We start from the raw sequence: 17,801 nt of genomic DNA, 5'->3' as shown, positions 1-17,801 counted from the left end.
TTAAAAAACTTTTTCTACAGAATTCTTCTTATCGGTCATTATATTCCCCCTCTCCAATCACGAAAACGTGATTTTCTGTATTTCTATACTATCAAGTTTTCGTGATTAATCAATAATATTTCTGAAAATTATTTCTGTTAATTTCGACAAAAAAGCACATAACCTAAATAGATTATGTGCGTAATAAAAATTTCTTTTTAAGAAATGCTTATATACTTGGAATTGGTTAATTAGTTGATTTATTACTGAGTTCTGTAATTATCTGTTTCAGGTACATATATTGTGATACAGCGTACAGAAAAAGGATAAATTCGTGTCTAAACCATATTATTTTCTTAACTTATTTTTCCTTGAACAATAAGGACAGCCACTTCCTTTATGTCGGTTGGGGGATGTTTCTCATTCATGCCCTTTCTCACAATTCCTTTTTATCGGAACTATATGTAACATCAAAAGGAGTTAATTTCCCATTTTTAGTTTCATGCCATTGTTTAGATAGTTTAGGCTTTCTTATTGCTAAGCTGTTTTCCATAAAGTGTTACCTCCTCTTTTTATATGCTAGGGGTATAAATCATATAATTTATTTACACATTATAGCTATTTGATATATCTATATGGGGTCACCTACCCCGAAAAGAAAATTTTACGTTTAGACATGAAATTGACACATTTCGATTAGTTCTCTGTACGTTAAGGAATTAGTTTGTATATTTGAGGAGATGTACGAGAGAGGTGTAAATATAGGGGAATCTAATATTTTCCATTCAGATATGATAGAATGGAACTATATCCGAAATGGAGGAACAAAAAATGAACTCAAACACAAAACAGTTTATTTATGATATCCAGCAAAGAAAGAACAATTATATAGAAAATGTATTAATAGCAATACAACACCCTAAAAAAGAGCAAGCTGAACAGGTCATTCAAAATATAGTAGAGAAGATGGATATGATGATTAGTCTAGTTACTACGTACATGAGGATTGAAACTGGATCTACGGAAGAATTAAAAGAACTGCAGAAAGAAATTATTCATGCTCAAGCATATATCCAAAAACGAAAATTTGAAGAAACACAGAGATAAGACCCTGTGTTTTTATTTGGTCGTCTATGAAACCAATCTGTTATAAATCAAATTAGATGTAATTTAATCATTGTTTTGGCATAATCCATACAATTTGTTGAATACGTACAATATACGGTACCGTATCTTCAATGAGCAAATGATCTGGTTTCACATCCTTTAACTTTCCTCTTACATTACCTCTTACATTACCTCTTACAGTTTCAATAACCACATGTTTACCAATTGCTGATTGTAATGTCTGATATACGTAGGGATTCGGTACACTTACCATATTTTGTTCACTCAAGTCATTTTCCTCCAAATAACTCATTCTATAAGACTCCTTTCTAACTTACATTCTTTCTCTTAATATATGATATAAATCTTTTAAATATGCTAGAAGGATAATTCATTATAGGAACGAAACTAACATTTTAATAAGGTTCCTTTTGCTAGTTAATAGGTGATGATATAGGGATATTTTGAATGTACATTCAGGTTGTTCTTTTCAAAATATGTATTATTTTAAATATGCCCTTTATTAGCATACTGCTCATACTTTTTTTGAGATTCTTTCGTAATACGTGCGTTAAGTAAAATCGCTACCAACAAAAACACTCCATATTCCCCCCCTGTAGCTTCTATGATAATCACACTACTACAAACAAGTACAATTAATAGAAGAAACGAAACTAAAGAAATACGTTCATAGTTCTTTGACATCTTCTCGTATTTTATGCGTTGTTTCCTTGCATACATCTAAATTCCTCCTTAAAATTATCAATTTTCCTATAAAATAAATCTCACCCTTAAAAAGAAAACAATCTATCGGTTCAAATAATTAGTTTTTTTAAGCAACTAATTTATATAATATAAAAAGAAATCCTACCAATATTAAGCTTACCATTATGATAATCCCGACCCTCTCCTTCCTTTTAACCCCAATACATTAGATAAAAGTTATGTATATCCCATATTAACTGCAGCAAACAAAAAGGATCATCCCTTTTCGTAAAGGATCATCCTTTTCTTCATTCAACAATTTTTAGGTATTCTTGATTAATTAAAATAACAGCCGGTCCATCTACAACAATTCCACCAACTTCAATTTTTTCATAAGGCTCAATCTTAATAGAAGTAATCCCTTTCCGCTTCTTTAACTCGTTACTTAATTCTTGCGTTGGCATGCGTTTCATATCTTCACTCCTTCTTATTGTTTCATTTAATCTTATTATGTGAAATAAATTGTAAAAATGGGTTCTAGTTCTAGAAATCCCATCAATTTGTATCGTTGACCATATATTTAGATGTTACCAACTCGCGTATCTCTCTTATGAAAAGAAGATAAACAATTACTATTCACTGTCTCAGTAAATGTAAAAATTCTTAAAGATAGAGATGAGATTGATTGTTTTTTCTTCTAGAAATAATGACTTAGATATATATACCTAAAACAATGAAAGCCCTACCTCTCTTTCATCCTTACGGCTCCTTGTCCGTGCCAGTGTGAATCAGGATTGCAAAAATCAAGTGACTATTTGATCGAGTTATTTAATGAAACTTTGAACGTTCGTAAAAGAAATTTAAAAATAAAAATGGATTAGATTGAAGTAATAACAAAAGAGGTTTCTACTCTAAAAGTGAGTTGAAGAAGTTGAATGTCTTTGAAATGATTTACTTTTAATAATCATCATATTCCCGAAAAATTCAGGATATTTCCGGGAGATGTAATACATTATCTATAATGAACCTTAACAGAAACTTTTTATTTGATTTTCAGTGATCCCTTTAATTAATCCTAGTTCACTAATCAAAAATTCATGTGCGTTATCCAACATTTTTTTGTCGCTTGTATTCAGTGCTTTTTCTTTCTTCATACGCATTAAATCACGTACAACTTCAGCACCTTCTTGTATTTCACCCGTTTTTATTTTGTCCGTGTTCACTTTATGCCTTTGTTTCCACGGCAGTAATTCATCTGATTCTCCATGCTGGAAAATGTGTATAATGTGTTTTAATGCAAGTATATCAGTAACTGGTCGTATACTCGAACTCAATATTTTTCCCGTAGGAATCATGACTTGCATATTACGGATTGACATTTTTATCACATAATACTGTTGTTTTTTCCCTGAGAATTCTTTTTCTTCTATGGCTTCAATTATACCTGCTCCGTGCATTGGATAAACAATGTTATCGCCAATTTGAAACATATAATCCACCTCCATATATGGTAACCTTCTTAACCTTAACATATATTTGATTTTTTATCAAATATTTTATAATATCACAAAATCATTTTTATCGTCAATCACTTTTTTAACAAAAATTAAATTAAGTAGAAAACACCCCCAAAACAATAGGGAGTGTGTCAGATTTTCCATAAAGGGAAGGGGAATTTCCCCGCTTATATTCTGAAATCTCTACTCATTAACGTAGATCAGTTTTCCCTTGAAAACGACCAAATCGATTCCGTATTTTTTTCAATCTTGTGTGGTATTCCAAAATCTCAATTCTTGCTTTTTCAGCTAAAGGTGCAATTGGTCGTAAGTCTTTTAACCCCCAATAATCAACCACTACATCAAGTACTTGATCAAAATATTGTAGTGGTCCATAGTTCGCTTCTTTTGCAATTACAGCCATTCTATTTTCAAAATCAGGCATGACAGCACCTGGCATTTTAAAATTCCTAATCACATTGGCAATATGATAGCAATAATTAGGTTCCAACTCCAAATGTGTTCGAATGACGTCCCGATAAAACGCATAATGAAGAGTTTCATCTTTTGCAAGACGGCGTAATAATGTAGCAAGATCTGGATCATGCTTACTTGCCACCTTAGCTACATTATTGTAAAACACCATTGTTGCAAGTTCTTGTAGGGTCGTATATGTCATTGCTTCGATTGGTGTGTGAAAATCAGGTTCAAATCCACCCTCAACGACTGACTTTCTTAATTCATGTATTCGTTTAGGATTCACACTTCGAGTGAGTAGTAAATATGTCTCCAATAAATTCGAATGTTGATCCTCTTCTGAGGTCCAGGTATGAATAAAGTCTGTAATAACAGAAAGGGATCCTTTAAAAGTTGCAGATAAATACGTTGTAAACCATGGTAAATTCACTTCTGTTAATAAAGCTGTTTCAATAGCCGTAATTACGCCAGAAGGAAGAGTAACTTGACTTTCATCCCAAGGAACTCTTTTAAAGTCCATTCCCTTATCCCATGGTAAAAACTCATGATAACCCCAGTCTATCTTCTGCGCTCTTATTTTATGTTGTTCATACAGTTCTTTTAAACGTGGTTCTAATCGGAAATCTAAATCATTTGTTAGCATATATAAGTGCCCCCTTTTCTTATCATAGATAGTCATTCTATTTTTACATTCATTTTTATCCTTAAAAATTTTCTACAAATAAATATTACTTTCCTTTTTTTAAGTCAAACATAACAAATTTGTAACAAAACTCTTTAAGATCCCTATATTTTTATATGATTTTTTCAAATCAAAAGAGGAACCGTTACATATATTGTCCTTTTTTATAAAAGGGGTTCTGAGGCATACGGTATATTGCTTAGCCTAGATAAAAAAACGATCATCAGTAAATAGAGAATAACATTCATGGATGAAGATACTCGTCATGTTGTAAATCTTGGTGAGTGTAAAAAGGTGCATGCCTATAAAGAATCGTTTTATAATAAAGTTTGATAGTGTTTTATACACACTATCAGCTTATTTAGATGTAAAATCCAATATATTAGATTAAGCACTTGAAAAACAAACATAGTTGATTAGATAGCCTTAAACGACAATTCCCAACAAGATCAATGTACATTGGCTATGGATGAGTTAGACCAAATTTTATGAAACGGTATACAGCACAAAGGGAAGAGGCGATAAGCATGCAGTCAACGGAAGCACATATGAAGGAAAAACAACGTAGAGAAAAAATAGAAATTATATTTAGTCACATGGTAAAAGGAGAGAATTATTTTCACGGCTCTTCCTATCAATGGAAAAACATTGTATATCAAAATTATAATAGAATACAACAAAAAGAGTTGGAAGTTGAACAACTCATTTCGAAAATGGAAAAAGCAGGGGTTCGTTTTACGCAGCACCGTTCACTCATACACTATCCCGTCATTGATTTTGTAAAATATATAGCTAAGATTTATAATGAACCCCTCGAAATACAATAATCATATTTAAAGGAAACCTTTATAAAAGGTTTATTTTCGAGGCTTTTTTAACTAAAACCTTAAAAAATCATTACACCATTCTTTTTATTCTCAATACTCTTCGGTTTTGTTATAATATCAACCATAACGTATTATATTCGTTTGTATATCTTCAGATTTTGTGAATTTTATTACACAAAAGACAACTCTTAATTAGAGTTGTCTTTTATTTTTTCTCGATATACATAATACTATTCTGGTGCAAAAACTCCAAGATTCTTACAACCAGATAAAAAGTAGGATTTCTCATAAGGGTACCGTCACATGCCCATCAACTTAAGAACAGAAACAAAATGAACTTTCATTCATTAGGACTAAAATATCCTTAAAGTAGAGGTACACTCTTAAAAATGCACATGCCAAATAAACCTAGATAGGCATTATTTTAAAAAATTATGCAGCTTTCTTTTGCCTTCTCAAACCACTATACTCATATACAATGCCCAGAATATCAAAGACTGTCTTCTTCTCATACCGGTGACATTTCCGGCTGTTTTTTTGTAAGAGATTAAAAAGTTGGAGAAAAACCTTTGTTATTTCTTGAGTACTTTTTTGTAGGGCTTCATACACCAAATACAGATGATCTTGAATCATGTAAATAGCTTTATATTCACTTAACTCTTTTTGCTTTTTCTGTAGTAACAGTTGTCTCATTTTGAACATAGTTGAAGAACAAAGAAAAATAGCGATTAATTGGCCGTAAAGATGACATTCTAGGCGTTCCCGCTTAACATTGCGGCAACGATTGATACCAAAAAGAGATTTCCATGTTTTAAATACAATCTCTATTTGCCAACGTAGAGGGTAGATATCATGAATATGTTCCATCGGAACAACTTCCCATGGAATGTTGGTAATATAAACATTGATTTCTGTTAGACGTTTACTTTTTTCAGAGTATGTAACTCCTTTTTTCTTTTCAACATAAGTTTGTTGTTTCCTACGTTTATGAATTTGAGTTGATGTGAGTCTATATAGGGGTAGCACCACATCGCCATCAAGCTAAGAAAAGCAAATACCCCCAAAACAAAAAAGTGTACAATTGGGGGTGTTATAAAATTTTTAAGTTGCTGTGACCAATTAAACTTTTACGGGTAGTACTACTCCCTTATAATAGGACACTCAACTTTATTTACTTTTTATTGATGAGATCGCTCATTAACTGTAGAGGTATAAAATTTTCGTTATGGGGATACTTTGAAATCTTAAGTTGATGGACATGCACTATAACCCCTATCTATTAAATATTGTATTTTTTACAAATCTATCCTACATTTTTATACCCCAAATCAAAGGACTATAAGTCCTCTACACCTCTTCATACTCAAGTAATTTTCGCAGTATTATTCCATAAAACTTAATGAATCATTCCCTAAATTATTACCATTTCTTTTGATTACTTGCTTCAACCATCATACTTATAAGTTTACTGTTTTAATATACTAAAAGTTAGCCTTTTATTTTACATGTCTATACTCAAAATTTTTTATAATTAAGTTTGCTACTTTCCAATGATACTAGACTAGCCTAACATTATGAATTTCCTAAGTTTTATAATGTCATACTCCTTATACTTTTCCTACTTATCTTTTCCCAATCTCATTACAATACTTCCACATACTTCTTTAATATACCGTCTGTTACAAATAAACATTACTAGTACCATTTATATATACAATACCTCTTGTATAATATCAGTCTAATAGAAATAAAAATATGTAAATTTACATATCATTAACTATTTTTGTAATTTATTGCTATAATGAAAAAGCAATTTTTAGAATTTTTTTACATGTTTATATTCTTTTAATAAAAAGAATATAACAATAAAACGGTTCAAACCGTAAAATTTTCTTGGAGGTAAGGTTATGTATTCAGAAATTATTAGCAATAAGCTCCAATCATTAAAAGAAAGTGGACAATATCGTGAATTTGTTACCATTAATCGAATTCGCGGTCAATACCCATTGGCACACTTAAATGGTCAAAAAGATACAGAACCTGTTGTTGTTTGGTGCAGTAATGACTATTTAGGAATGTCACAACACCCAGTGGTTACGGAAGCAATGCACGATGCTATTCGAGCATTTGGTGCGGGTTCAGGTGGATCCCGTAACATAGGTGGTACACATTATCATTATGCTGCACTTGAATCCTCACTTGCTGAATGGCATGGTAAGGAAGCAGCCTTAGTTTTCCCTACAGGATATGGTTCTAATGATGCGACATTACAATGTTTACTTCGTTTATTTCCAAATTGTATCGTATTCTCTGACGAACGCAATCATGCTTCAATCATTAATGGTATACGTAGTACAAAAGTTGAACGAGCGGTATTTAGACATAACGATGTTGAACATTTGGAAGAATTGCTTGCAGCTCAACCACATGATCGAGCTAAAATCATTGTTTTTGAATCCGTTTACTCAATGGATGGCGATATTTCACCAATTGAAAAAATCATAGAACTTGCTGAACAATATAATGCTTTAACGTTTATTGATGAAGTGCATGCAATCGGAATGTATGGCCCCCGCGGTGCAGGAATAGCTGCCGAACTAGGTCTTGTAGATCGTTTAGACTTTATTCAAGGAACAATGGCAAAGGGTATTGGAGTAATTGGAGGATACATTGCAGCTTCAGCATTATTAATTGATGCTGTACGTTCTTTTGCATCCGGTTTCATTTTTACAACTTCATTGCCACCAGCAATTGTTGCAGCTTGTCATGCTAGTGTTGAACACCTAAAATCTTCAGACAGTGAACGAAATGCCCTACATCAAAAGACTAGTATGTTAAGAGATGCAATGGGTCAAGCAAATATTCCTATTATGGATTCAAGTGAGACACATATTCTTCCTGTACTAATTGGGGATGCTAAAAAATGTAAAGCTGCTGCTCAACGTTTACTTGAACAGCATCATGTCTATTTACAACCTATTAACTCACCAACTGTTGCTGTAGGTACGGAGCGTTTCCGAGTTAACGTCACACCAAATCATACTGAGGAACAAATCTTGCAATTAGCTGAAGCACTAACAGAAGTATTTAATTATTTCGACATTCCTTTTGCAAAGGTTGCTGAGGTAGAATTTGCATGACAGCTTTAATGTATATATTTTGCTTGATAGTATGGGGTTTGAACTTTATTGTAGTAAAAATCCAAGGTACACCCGTAAGTCTTGAACTATCATTAACTTATCGCTTGGTGGGAGCTGCACTCATGTTTATTGTCCTTGCGTGCGTGGTACGTCCAAAGGGTAAGCCTTCCCGTGAAGATGCTTTACCTCTCATTACTTTTGGGGTATGTAACTTAGCTATTAGTTATTTGTGTTTATACTATGCTACGATTTGGATTTCTGCTGCATTAGTAACGCTACTATTTTCACTAAAAACAGTTTTGACACCGATTGCACTTCGCATATTTTTAGGTGAACAACTTCATTCTCGAATTTTAATAGGTGGAATAGTTGGAATTGCAGGCGTTTCTATATTGGTTTATCCATTACTAACAACGGGGTCTTCTAATACAAGTGATTTAAAAGGAATAGGACTTGCAGTATTAGGAACAGTTCTTACAGCAATTGGAGACGCGGCTTCTGCTCGAAATGCAAGACGTGGGATTAATGCTGTTTATTCAAATAGTGTTGGTTTTATTGTAGCTTCAATACTTTTACTTGCTGTTTGTGTTTTCCAGCAACAAACCTTTACAATACCAACTTCTGTTTCTTACCTAGGAGCTTTAGCATTTTTAACTGTATTTGCTTCCTTCGGTGCATGGATGTTCTACCTTAAGTTAGTAGAGCGTATTGGTGCATCAGTAAGTAGTTATATGGTTGCACTTTTCCCTGCAATTGGGGGCGTTGCGTCTGTTGCAATTGGGGAATCATCACCTACACTCTACTTATTATTTGGGTGTTTATTTAGTTGTGCCGGAGCCGCAATCGCACTAGGATTCCGTTTACCATATAGAAACCGAATTACTATGAAAAATGAAAGCCCAGGGAGTTAAAAACTCCTGTGGGCTTTATTTATAGTAAAGTCTATCTATACTTTACACATATTTGAAAGAGATATTTAATAACTTTAGTTCATATACTGTATGTTTTCTTAACTTTTCAAAAGAAGTTTCCAAATCAACAAGTGGAATACCAACTACTTACTTCTTCTATTATGAACAAATGTTAAATACCTCATAATTCTTTTTTATTTAATAATACTTTGAAAAAGAAAGCTAATTGTCTATAACTTTCATTAACAATGTTAAGGGGAACCAACTATTATGAACTATAGATCTGTATTTGATATCATCGGTCCTATTTCAATTGGAACACCCAATATTTTTGGAACAGACGCCGTTAAAATAGGGTATACTATCCGACAGCTATTTTCACATGAACCAGACAGAATTGAAATTTCATTATATGGAGGATTTAAAAAGACGAATCATCCTTTTGGTGCAGATGTAGCAATTGTTGGTGGAGCTTTAGGCTTCAAAATAGATGATTCGCTAATTATTAATGCACTTACAATCGCAAAAGAAAGAGGAATTACAATTAATTGTATAGAAGAGGTTGCAAAACCAATACATTCTCATACAGCAAAAATTTGCTTATATAAAGGGAAAGATAAAATTGAAATGATTGCTTGCTCACTCGGAGGGGGAAGAGTAAAAATTATTGAAGTTAATGGTTTTGAACTAAAGTTACGCGATACAACCCCTGCCCTTCTTATTATGAATAATAATCATTTTAGTACGATTTCTTCTGTAATCGCTCTCTTATCAAGATGTAAAATTAATATTAATACAGTAAGAATTTCAAGAAAAGAAACCGGAAAACTATCTTTGTTAATAATTGAAACTGAGAAACCATTAGTTCCAGAAGTAATTAGGAAAATTAAAAAATTATCAGGAATTCATCAAACATTAATTTTAGATTAAATTCCATTATGTGTATGATATTTAATAAATCAAGAAAGGACACCCAATTGAGTGTCCTTTCTTAACAAAATTTTAGTTCATATAATTCATATACTTGTCCATTTCTTACAACAGTCTTTTTTTAATAATATTTTATACCCTTCTTTATTACTACCATAGGCATATCATCTTTATGCTTTTACAGAAAGGCTATCAAATTTTATTTTTCTTAAAACCATTAACAGTGTCCATGACTGCCGATACCTTGTAGTATCAGACAGAACCTAATCAAATGGGATTTAGAGAAACATATAGTGATATGTAGTAATACATGCTCACCTAACAAAAAAGAGTTGAACCTAGAATCTTCCATCCCAAAAATATGACTTATAATTATTTAAAATACTTCTATAGAAATATTTCTATAAAATTAGATGCCCTTCATAACGTGAATATCCATCTGGAGCATTACCTTTGAAGTACCAATGCATTGTACCACCACAGAGTGGTTCAGTATAATAATTATCAGAACGCTTAACGTATTGTTCAAATTTACCATTTGAAAGCTTTTTAATGTGAGAAGGTAGCTCACATTTGGCCGCTTTTAAAGAACTTACTGGACCTTCTGGCTTTTCCATACTTGCTGCCGAAGCCCCCATTCCTCCAGTTAAAGCAATACCAGTCGCCAATACTCCAACTACTAATTTTTTTAACATAAAAATCCCCCCTTGTTTAAATTATATTGGGGTACAGCCGAGATACGTGTAAAAATAGGTCATAGGCTTACTTTTATTTCCAACCGATTTTAAAATCGGTTTTTTTGTTAAATTATATTGTTGATAATTGAGATATAAAAAGGACTTATCAATAGGATAAGTCCTTTTTCAATTTCCGGTTCGGCTATCTATTATTCTCAGGGATCTTTTGGCTTCATTTCTTATAATCGGCTGACCATCATTTTTTTCGATGTCCAAAAGAGTGTGAATAACATTGATATCATTAAAACTTTCAAAAGCTCTAACCAATTTCCATCGAATAATATCATCTTTGAAATTGGTCTTTAAACATAGTAAAAGTGCATCGATAATTTGATGATTTGAATGTAGTTTTTGGTAAAAACACATAAACCCTATTGCATCAATGACTTCTCTAATTACAAGAGTATTATCTGTCTTTAGTACATCCAATAAAACTGGTAAAATCTCTTTTTTCATATGGGCTAAAGTTCTGGCGATAATGTCCCTCGGCAAAGGATAACTTTTCTTATTGAAACCATTAGTAGGTAATACTTTATGTTGATTATTGCCTATCTGTCCTAAATATTCGACCATAATCTTAGCAGATTGAACATTACCTTTTGAAAGTACGTCACATAATTCAATTTTTGTATAAAGTTTATTTTCTTGTGTAAGAGTTTGAAGAAACAAACGAATCAAATCATCATTTAAATCTTTTTTCTCTGATAGTAATTTTATAGCGATAGTTCTTTTATATGCTTCTTTTGATTTAATCATTTCTAATAATTCAAGCTTTGAGTAATCGTTATAGCGTTGCAAATCTTCAAATGTAATTTTCCCACGACTTTTTAATTGAGAATCGGAACTTTTCATTTATACCTCCATATAATTGTCTTAACTAGATATGGCATGCTTTATTCTGTAAACGGTTTGCCTAGTTATGCCATTCTCTTTTGCAATATGAGAAATAGCTTCGCCATTCTTTAACATTTCAACCACGCGATTATATACCAACCTCTTTTGAGGATCTTTTGCTTTTGGAGAATAGGTGGTTGGTCTTCCTTTATAGATACCTTTCTGTTTAGCAATTGAAATTCCTTGTGCTTGTCTTCTTTTCGTTTCTGTTCGTTCCTGTTCCGCAATCATAGCTAAAATTTGAACGATTAAATCTTTAATAAATTTATCTAATAAAGAATTTCCAATTGCTTCTGCCATGATAGGTAAGCTAGTAATAATTAATTTTACTTCCCTTTGCTTTAAGTAATTAACAGTCTGGATAATTTCATCATAATTACGTCCAAGTCTATCAATTGCTTCTACCATAAATGTATCTCCACTTCGAACAAATTGTAGCGCCTCTTGAAATGCTTCTCTATTGTGAACAGATGCACCAGATTTTTGTTCCGTAAATATTTTTTCCGCTCCAAATTCTTTTAAGCTTTGTATCTGTCTATTTAAATTTTGATCTAATGTTGAAACTCTAGCGTAAGCAATTTTCATTTTTCAAAATTCACCTCATTTTCCACTTTTTTATCATACACCCTAATCATACACTTGAAACCTAGCATTTTCAACAATTCACAAATGTGTGATTAGGGTCTACCCATAATAGACAAGGTTTAACTCTTTATCGTAAGATGAAAAATAGGTACACATTTGTAGCATAATTCGAACTAGGAGGAATGAGATTGACTTCAGTTGAACGCACAGCATATCCAAGATTCAAACAAAATTTAACTAAGAAAGAACTTGCAGCAGTTTATACGATTACACACGAAGAAAATATATTCGCACATCGTGTAGCACGTGGAGAGAATTCAGTTTTTATTTGTTTAGTCATGTTAAAGTCCTTTCAAAGATTGGGCTACTTTCCACGACCCAAGGATATTCCGCCAATGGCGCTTCAACATATTCAATCATGCCTTAATATATCTGGTGAAATAGAACTTAAATTCAATCCAAAAATGATGTATCGACATCAAAAAGAAATTCGTCAATATTTACAGGTATATGAATTTAAAAAAGGGGCTTTACATGTAGCTACAAAAGCTATTTATAACGCTTCTCATGTGATGGATCATCCTCCCGATTTAATTAATGTTGCAATTGAGGAATTAATTAAGGAGCGTTATGAACTACCAGCATTCAGTACTTTAGATAGACTTGCTCGTCGTGTTCGTACACTGGTTAACAATCAATTATGTCATTCAGTTATGAATCGGTTGTCAAAACAAGAAAAACATAAACTTGATGAATTGCTTTATACTTCACAAGAAGCTCAGTATTCTGGTTTTCATTATTTTAAAGAACTTCCTAAAAGCCCCTCAATATCTCATATGAAAGAGCTACAAAGCAGGCTAGATTTTATTACATCTTTTATGTCGAATATCGAGGAACTATTAAAAGAAATTCCAAATTCTAAAATTAAACACTTTGCTTCAGAAGCACTAGCTTTAGATGCATCAGAAATAAAAGACTTTCATATGGCCAAAAGGTATATGTTGTTATTGTCTGTTATTTATCGCTCACAAATTGTAACAAGAGATAACTTGATAGATATGTTTTTAAAAAGGATTGCTAGGATACATAAAAGGGGAAAAGAAGAATTAATTCTTTTACGAGAGCAGCAACGTTCTATAAGTGAAAACCTTATTTCTATATTAGGTGAAGTTTTAGATACGACTCATATGTATGATGATACGAACATGATAGGAAGTAAAATAACCGAGTTATTTGAAAAAAAAGGCGGTATAGAATCTTTACAGCAAAATTGTTTAGCCCTTTCTGCGTATAACCGGAATAATTATCTTCCTCTACTAGAAAAATTCTACAATAGTCATAGAAAGACCTTATTTCGATTGATTTCATTATTAAAATTGGATTCAACGACTCAAGATGATTCTCTTATCAAAGCTTTACAATTCTTATTGATAAATGAAAATCGAAGAGTAGAACATCTTCCTACTGATCTTGATTTATCATTCGCAAACGAGCAATGGAGACAAACTCTTCGAGTGGAGAAAGATTCTAATTCACTGTATCGTAAACGTCTTGAAATCTGTATATTTTCCTATTTAGCTGCTGAACTGAAGACAGGTGATGTAAGTGTACAAAGTTCTGAAAAATATGCTGATTATAGGAAACAACTATTACCTTGGGAAGAATGTGAACCGCTAGTTCAGGAGTATTGTAAAGAACTTAATTTCCCTTCATCGCCTACTGATTTTGTTAAACAACTGAAACATCAGTTAACTTCTGTCGCCAATTCAGTTGATTTAAATTATCCGAATAATGGCCAGGTAATTATAACAGAAGATGGCGAGCCTATTTTAAAACGATTAGTACGAAGAGATATATCTGCAAGTAGTAAATTGTTAGAAAAAGAAATTATACAACGTTTACCAGAACGAACCGTATTAGATATACTTTGTAATGTAGAACATTGGACTCATTGGACAAGACATTTTGGTCCTTTATCCGGATCTGAACCTAAATTAGAAAATCCAACGGAACGTTATATTGTTACTACATTTGGATATGGGTGTAATTTAGGACCAATACAAACGGCTAAACATATGCGTGATACTATTACAGCTCACATGCTTTCTTTCGTTAATCGTAGACACATTCATATTCCAAAATTAAATGCAGCACTTCAAGATGTTTTAAATCAATATAATACGTTTAGTCTGCCAAAACTATGGGGAACTGGAAAAGTAGCTTCAGCTGATGGAACAAAACATGATATGTATATAGAAAATTTAGTATCAGAATACCATATTCGTTATGGGGGATATGGAGGACTTGCCTATCATCATGTTGCAGATAATTATATCGCTCTTTTTAGTCACTTCATTCCCTGTGGTGTTTGGGAAGCAGTATATATTATTGATGGACTATTAAAAAATAAATCTGACATTCAACCAGATACCCTTCATGCGGATACACAAGGACAATCTACACCTGTATTTGCCTTATCCTATTTATTAGGAATTCATCTTATGCCTAGAATTCGCAATTGGAAGGATCTTAAGTTTTTCCGTCCTGATAAACATACGCAATATAAACATATAGACCCTTTATTTAAAGATGTAATTGATTGGGGGTTAATTGAAACACATTGGAAAGACTTATTTCAAGTGGTTGTTTCCATTAAAATGGGGAAGATATTACCTTCAACGCTTCTTAGAAAATTAAGTAGTAATAGTAAAAAAAATCGATTATATCAAGCGTTTCGAGAGCTTGGAAGAGTGATTCGAACAATCTTCCTACTTCAGTATATTTCAGATATGAAATTACGTGAACAAATTACAGCTAGTACCAATAAAGTAGAAGCCTATAATGGGTTTTCAAAATGGTTGTTTTTTGGAGGTGATGGTATTATTACGGAAAATGATCCAATCGAACAGGAAAAACGTATTAAATATAATGATTTAATCACCAATTCTATAATTTTTCAAAATGTAGTAGATATCACTATGATTTTGTGGCAACTAAAAAAAGAAGGTTATCGCTTTTCTCGCCAAGATTTAGAGACATTGAGTCCTTATATGACTAGACATATAAAACGCTTTGGGGATTATGTAATTGATCTACAGAAAATCCCTCATCCAATAGAAGAAACGATCCCCGTATAACCTCAATAGGTCGTAGATGGAAATAAAAGTAAGTCTATGACCTATTTTTACACGTATCTCGGCTGTACCCCATATTTGTTACAACTTAAATGTATCATTTTTGTATTTTTTGTAAATATATTGAATTTTTAGAAATATTTATTTAAATCTTGTAAATATTTGGATTATATGTTACGAAAAACTCTCTGAGATATTTACCCTTTTTGCACGTAAAGCACCTACTGTACGTGGTATACATTCCATGTTCCATAATATTTTTATCCTTGATAAGATGCAAATTTTTAAAGAAACAAGCTATTATGATTGCATTCTAAATCACACTGATAATTAGATAATATTAATTTATTCTAAGCTCTTTTGCATATACACATAAAATTCTATTTCATCTTCTCTAGTGTAAATACCATGTTGAAAATCATGCATTTCTAATATTCCTTTTACAATCGCTAAACCTAAACCTGTTCCAGATATGTCTTTACTTCTAGAGCTTTCTAAGACAAAAAATGGTTCCCAAATTTTCTCAATTTTAGTTGTAGTTGAAAATTCTATTCCGTTTTTTATACTAAACAACAACTGTTCACGAGACTCCTCTAACTTAATTTCTATTTTTTGATTTGTTGTATATCTAATTGCATTTGAAATAAAGTTATTAAAAACCATTTCTATTTTGTCTTTATCACCGAATATAAGCATCTTATCTTGTGGATATTTAAAAAATACATCTATATTTTGGGATTGCAGTTCAATTTCATGCGTTTGTAAAATATTGTTAATTTGTGATACTATATTAAATTGTTCTTTTTTCAATTCATTTCGTTCTATTTTTGCAAATTTTAAAAGTTCTTCAATTAAATTTGAGATGTTATCAGTTTGTTTAATAACAGTATCTAGATATGTTCCATCATCTAACCCATCTTTGATTCCAAGAGAGTATGCTTTAATCAATGCAATAGGTGTTTTTAATTCATGTGTAATATCTCCCATAACTCTTTTTAAATTTTCATTTCTATGAGTTAAGTTTTGATGGGCTTGGCATAGTTTATTACTCATTATATTTATACTCTCAGCCAAACCTTGAATTTCATCATTGGTTTTTATATTAGTCTGTTTAAAATCTAAGTTTGAAATATCTTTTGCAACTTTACTTAGTTGCTTTAAAGGGTCAGTAATCTTTTTGGATTGTATCCATACTAATAGGATTACAATAACAATAGTAAAGATCAATATAAAAATATTAAAATTATTAAGTATCTTTATTATTTCATCAGATTGAGCCATAGATGCCCCTACCACAATAAAAATATCTCCTTTTGAGAGAAAATTAGCAAAGTATTGGGACTTTAATTTTTCTTGATCGTATAGTTCACCATCTTTTCCACATTTTTCTACTTGTTTTAATTTTTCTGTTCCAATCCAAAAACGATTTAATGTAACTCGTTTCTTTGAAAGTTCCTGACGTAAAGACCCACTCAAATCTTCTGGTTTATTTGTTATAGATGTATACACAATAGTTAGATTATATTTTTGTTCCATATTTTGAATGTTATTCATAAATTGTTCTTTTGATTGATTTTGTATTTGTGTCGTCACAATATTAACTTTTTCTCTCGTTTTATATAAGTAATATTTAGGTGAAAAATAATTTGTTACTAATAATGACAGTGTAAAAACAAGAAAGATTGTAATTGATATATTTATAAATAATTTTTGAGCCAGTTTACTCATAACTTCCCCCATATTAAATCCTATGCCTCGATATATTTTTATGATTTGATTACTTATATAGAAATTGAGTTGAAAAAGAAAAACATTTGAATACCACGACGGAATAGCTTATCTGTAACTTTACGTGAAATAGGGAGGATTGAAAGAACTTTATATACGCTAGAATGGTTACAGAGTCCTGAACTTAGAAGACGTATACATATTGGTTTAAACTACTTCCTTCAGATTTTAGCCATTTTTCAAAGTTAGTCATATGTCTTATATAATCTTTAATAGTCGTTTCCCTTTTTCTAAAAGGTAGTCTTTAAATCTATCGAGTTCTGCGTCACTTTTTTCATCGTTAGCCCTTCTATAGTTATCTCTTTTTAAAAAATTACGTAGAATACATATTCTACGTAATTTTATGCAAGGAGAGATCTACACATATGATTAAAAAAAGAAAACCCTTCGAACCGATTTCCTTGGTTCA

Annotated in this window: 16 protein-coding genes and 2 pseudogenes; 7 read left to right on the top strand and 11 right to left on the bottom strand. The window is 31.7% G+C overall.

What is annotated here, in order from left to right; all coding sequences use genetic code 11:
• Positions 1-415: 415 nt before the first annotated feature.
• Entirely contained in the window at positions 416-532 is a 117-nt protein-coding gene (locus DM800_RS14185; protein ID WP_071743609.1) for a zinc-ribbon domain-containing protein, read from the bottom strand.
• 278 nt (positions 533-810) lie between these two features.
• Here DM800_RS14185 and DM800_RS14180 point away from each other — a divergent pair, with 278 nt between their 5' ends.
• Positions 811-1,086 (top strand): hypothetical protein, encoded by a 276-nt coding sequence (locus DM800_RS14180; RefSeq protein WP_048567261.1) that lies wholly within the window; start codon positions 811-813, stop codon positions 1,084-1,086.
• A gap of 67 nt (positions 1,087-1,153) precedes the next feature.
• Here the strand turns inward: DM800_RS14180 and DM800_RS14175 are convergent, their stop codons facing one another.
• From DM800_RS14175 to DM800_RS14155, 5 genes are all read right to left on the bottom strand, one after another.
• Positions 1,154-1,399: a YuzF family protein gene (locus DM800_RS14175; protein WP_147787073.1), complete on the bottom strand. Its 246-nt coding sequence runs from the start codon at positions 1,397-1,399 to the stop codon at positions 1,154-1,156.
• Between the two features lie 194 nt (positions 1,400-1,593).
• Positions 1,594-1,827, bottom strand: a complete 234-nt coding sequence (locus DM800_RS14170) for a hypothetical protein (RefSeq protein ID WP_147787072.1) — start codon at positions 1,825-1,827, stop codon at positions 1,594-1,596.
• A 272-nt stretch (positions 1,828-2,099) separates the two neighbouring features.
• A complete protein-coding gene (locus DM800_RS14165; RefSeq protein WP_000827566.1) occupies positions 2,100-2,264 on the bottom strand; it encodes a BC1881 family protein in 165 nt (54 codons plus the stop codon).
• Between the two features lie 555 nt (positions 2,265-2,819).
• The gene (locus tag DM800_RS14160) at positions 2,820-3,281 is read right to left on the bottom strand and encodes a CarD family transcriptional regulator (RefSeq protein ID WP_162862846.1); all 462 of its coding nucleotides are present in this window, start codon (positions 3,279-3,281) and stop codon (positions 2,820-2,822) included.
• A 217-nt stretch (positions 3,282-3,498) separates the two neighbouring features.
• The gene (locus tag DM800_RS14155; RefSeq protein ID WP_147787071.1) at positions 3,499-4,407 is read right to left on the bottom strand and encodes an acyl-ACP desaturase; all 909 of its coding nucleotides are present in this window, start codon (positions 4,405-4,407) and stop codon (positions 3,499-3,501) included.
• A 566-nt stretch (positions 4,408-4,973) separates the two neighbouring features.
• Between DM800_RS14155 and DM800_RS14150 the strand changes: the two genes are divergently transcribed.
• Entirely contained in the window at positions 4,974-5,273 is a 300-nt protein-coding gene (locus tag DM800_RS14150) for a hypothetical protein (RefSeq protein WP_147787070.1), read from the top strand.
• Positions 5,274-5,705: 432 nt separating this feature from the next.
• Here DM800_RS14150 and DM800_RS14145 read toward each other — a convergent pair.
• Positions 5,706-6,290, bottom strand: a pseudogene (locus DM800_RS14145) (transposase); the annotation flags it as partial.
• Between the two features lie 890 nt (positions 6,291-7,180).
• Between DM800_RS14145 and hemA the strand changes: the two are divergent.
• The 3 genes from hemA (at position 7,181) to sdaAB (ending at position 10,254) form a co-directional block, all read left to right on the top strand.
• Positions 7,181-8,413 (top strand): 5-aminolevulinate synthase, encoded by a 1,233-nt coding sequence (hemA, locus tag DM800_RS14140; RefSeq protein WP_147787069.1) that lies wholly within the window; start codon positions 7,181-7,183, stop codon positions 8,411-8,413.
• Positions 8,410-9,324 (top strand): DMT family transporter, encoded by a 915-nt coding sequence (locus DM800_RS14135; RefSeq protein WP_098103633.1) that lies wholly within the window; start codon positions 8,410-8,412, stop codon positions 9,322-9,324. The genes hemA and DM800_RS14135 overlap by 4 nt, the downstream gene beginning before the upstream one ends.
• A 270-nt stretch (positions 9,325-9,594) precedes the next feature.
• A complete protein-coding gene (sdaAB, locus tag DM800_RS14130) occupies positions 9,595-10,254 on the top strand; it encodes an L-serine ammonia-lyase, iron-sulfur-dependent subunit beta (protein ID WP_147787068.1) in 660 nt (219 codons plus the stop codon).
• Between the two features lie 401 nt (positions 10,255-10,655).
• On the opposite strand, the gene DM800_RS14125 is transcribed toward sdaAB, so the two are convergent.
• The 3 genes from DM800_RS14125 to DM800_RS14115 all read right to left on the bottom strand — a co-directional run bounded on the left by DM800_RS14125 (position 10,656) and on the right by DM800_RS14115 (position 12,470).
• Entirely contained in the window at positions 10,656-10,949 is a 294-nt protein-coding gene (locus DM800_RS14125) for a hypothetical protein (RefSeq protein ID WP_147787067.1), read from the bottom strand.
• Positions 10,950-11,117: 168 nt separating this feature from the next.
• Positions 11,118-11,843 (bottom strand): HEAT repeat domain-containing protein, encoded by a 726-nt coding sequence (locus DM800_RS14120; protein ID WP_147787066.1) that lies wholly within the window; start codon positions 11,841-11,843, stop codon positions 11,118-11,120.
• 21 nt (positions 11,844-11,864) lie between these two features.
• Positions 11,865-12,470 (bottom strand): recombinase family protein, encoded by a 606-nt coding sequence (locus tag DM800_RS14115; RefSeq protein ID WP_147787065.1) that lies wholly within the window; start codon positions 12,468-12,470, stop codon positions 11,865-11,867.
• A 188-nt stretch (positions 12,471-12,658) separates the two neighbouring features.
• Here DM800_RS14115 and DM800_RS14110 point away from each other — a divergent pair, with 188 nt between their 5' ends.
• Complete coding sequence (locus DM800_RS14110) at positions 12,659-15,607, top strand: Tn3 family transposase (protein ID WP_147787064.1); 2,949 nt, start codon at positions 12,659-12,661, stop codon at positions 15,605-15,607.
• A gap of 342 nt (positions 15,608-15,949) precedes the next feature.
• On the opposite strand, the gene DM800_RS14105 is transcribed toward DM800_RS14110, so the two are convergent.
• Positions 15,950-17,332, bottom strand: a complete 1,383-nt coding sequence (locus tag DM800_RS14105; RefSeq protein ID WP_147787063.1) for a HAMP domain-containing sensor histidine kinase — start codon at positions 17,330-17,332, stop codon at positions 15,950-15,952.
• Positions 17,333-17,425: 93 nt separating this feature from the next.
• On the opposite strand from DM800_RS14105, the pseudogene DM800_RS29925 reads away from it, so the two are divergent.
• Positions 17,426-17,545 (top strand): annotated as a pseudogene (locus tag DM800_RS29925) (Tn3 family transposase); the annotation flags it as partial.
• Between the last annotated feature and the right edge of the window lie 256 nt (positions 17,546-17,801).

It is taken from the genome of Bacillus sp. AY18-3 (assembly GCF_008042305.1).
GTDB classification, from domain to species: Bacteria; Bacillota; Bacilli; order Bacillales; family Bacillaceae_G; genus Bacillus_A; species Bacillus_A wiedmannii.
This window is presented reverse-complemented; position numbering and strand designations above follow the sequence as displayed.

Coding starts and splice junctions, on each gene's coding strand:
- DM800_RS14185 (WP_071743609.1), bottom strand. CDS start 532: ATGGAAAACAGCTTAGCAATAAGAAAGCCTAAACTATCTAAACAATGG.
- DM800_RS14180 (WP_048567261.1), top strand. CDS start 811: ATGAACTCAAACACAAAACAGTTTATTTATGATATCCAGCAAAGAAAG.
- DM800_RS14175 (WP_147787073.1), bottom strand. CDS start 1,399: ATGAGTTATTTGGAGGAAAATGACTTGAGTGAACAAAATATGGTAAGT.
- DM800_RS14170 (WP_147787072.1), bottom strand. CDS start 1,827: ATGTATGCAAGGAAACAACGCATAAAATACGAGAAGATGTCAAAGAAC.
- DM800_RS14165 (WP_000827566.1), bottom strand. CDS start 2,264: ATGAAACGCATGCCAACGCAAGAATTAAGTAACGAGTTAAAGAAGCGG.
- DM800_RS14160 (WP_162862846.1), bottom strand. CDS start 3,281: ATGTTTCAAATTGGCGATAACATTGTTTATCCAATGCACGGAGCAGGT.
- DM800_RS14155 (WP_147787071.1), bottom strand. CDS start 4,407: ATGCTAACAAATGATTTAGATTTCCGATTAGAACCACGTTTAAAAGAA.
- DM800_RS14150 (WP_147787070.1), top strand. CDS start 4,974: ATGCAGTCAACGGAAGCACATATGAAGGAAAAACAACGTAGAGAAAAA.
- hemA (WP_147787069.1), top strand. CDS start 7,181: ATGTATTCAGAAATTATTAGCAATAAGCTCCAATCATTAAAAGAAAGT.
- DM800_RS14135 (WP_098103633.1), top strand. CDS start 8,410: ATGACAGCTTTAATGTATATATTTTGCTTGATAGTATGGGGTTTGAAC.
- sdaAB (WP_147787068.1), top strand. CDS start 9,595: ATGAACTATAGATCTGTATTTGATATCATCGGTCCTATTTCAATTGGA.
- DM800_RS14125 (WP_147787067.1), bottom strand. CDS start 10,949: ATGTTAAAAAAATTAGTAGTTGGAGTATTGGCGACTGGTATTGCTTTA.
- DM800_RS14120 (WP_147787066.1), bottom strand. CDS start 11,843: ATGAAAAGTTCCGATTCTCAATTAAAAAGTCGTGGGAAAATTACATTT.
- DM800_RS14115 (WP_147787065.1), bottom strand. CDS start 12,470: ATGAAAATTGCTTACGCTAGAGTTTCAACATTAGATCAAAATTTAAAT.
- DM800_RS14105 (WP_147787063.1), bottom strand. CDS start 17,332: ATGAGTAAACTGGCTCAAAAATTATTTATAAATATATCAATTACAATC.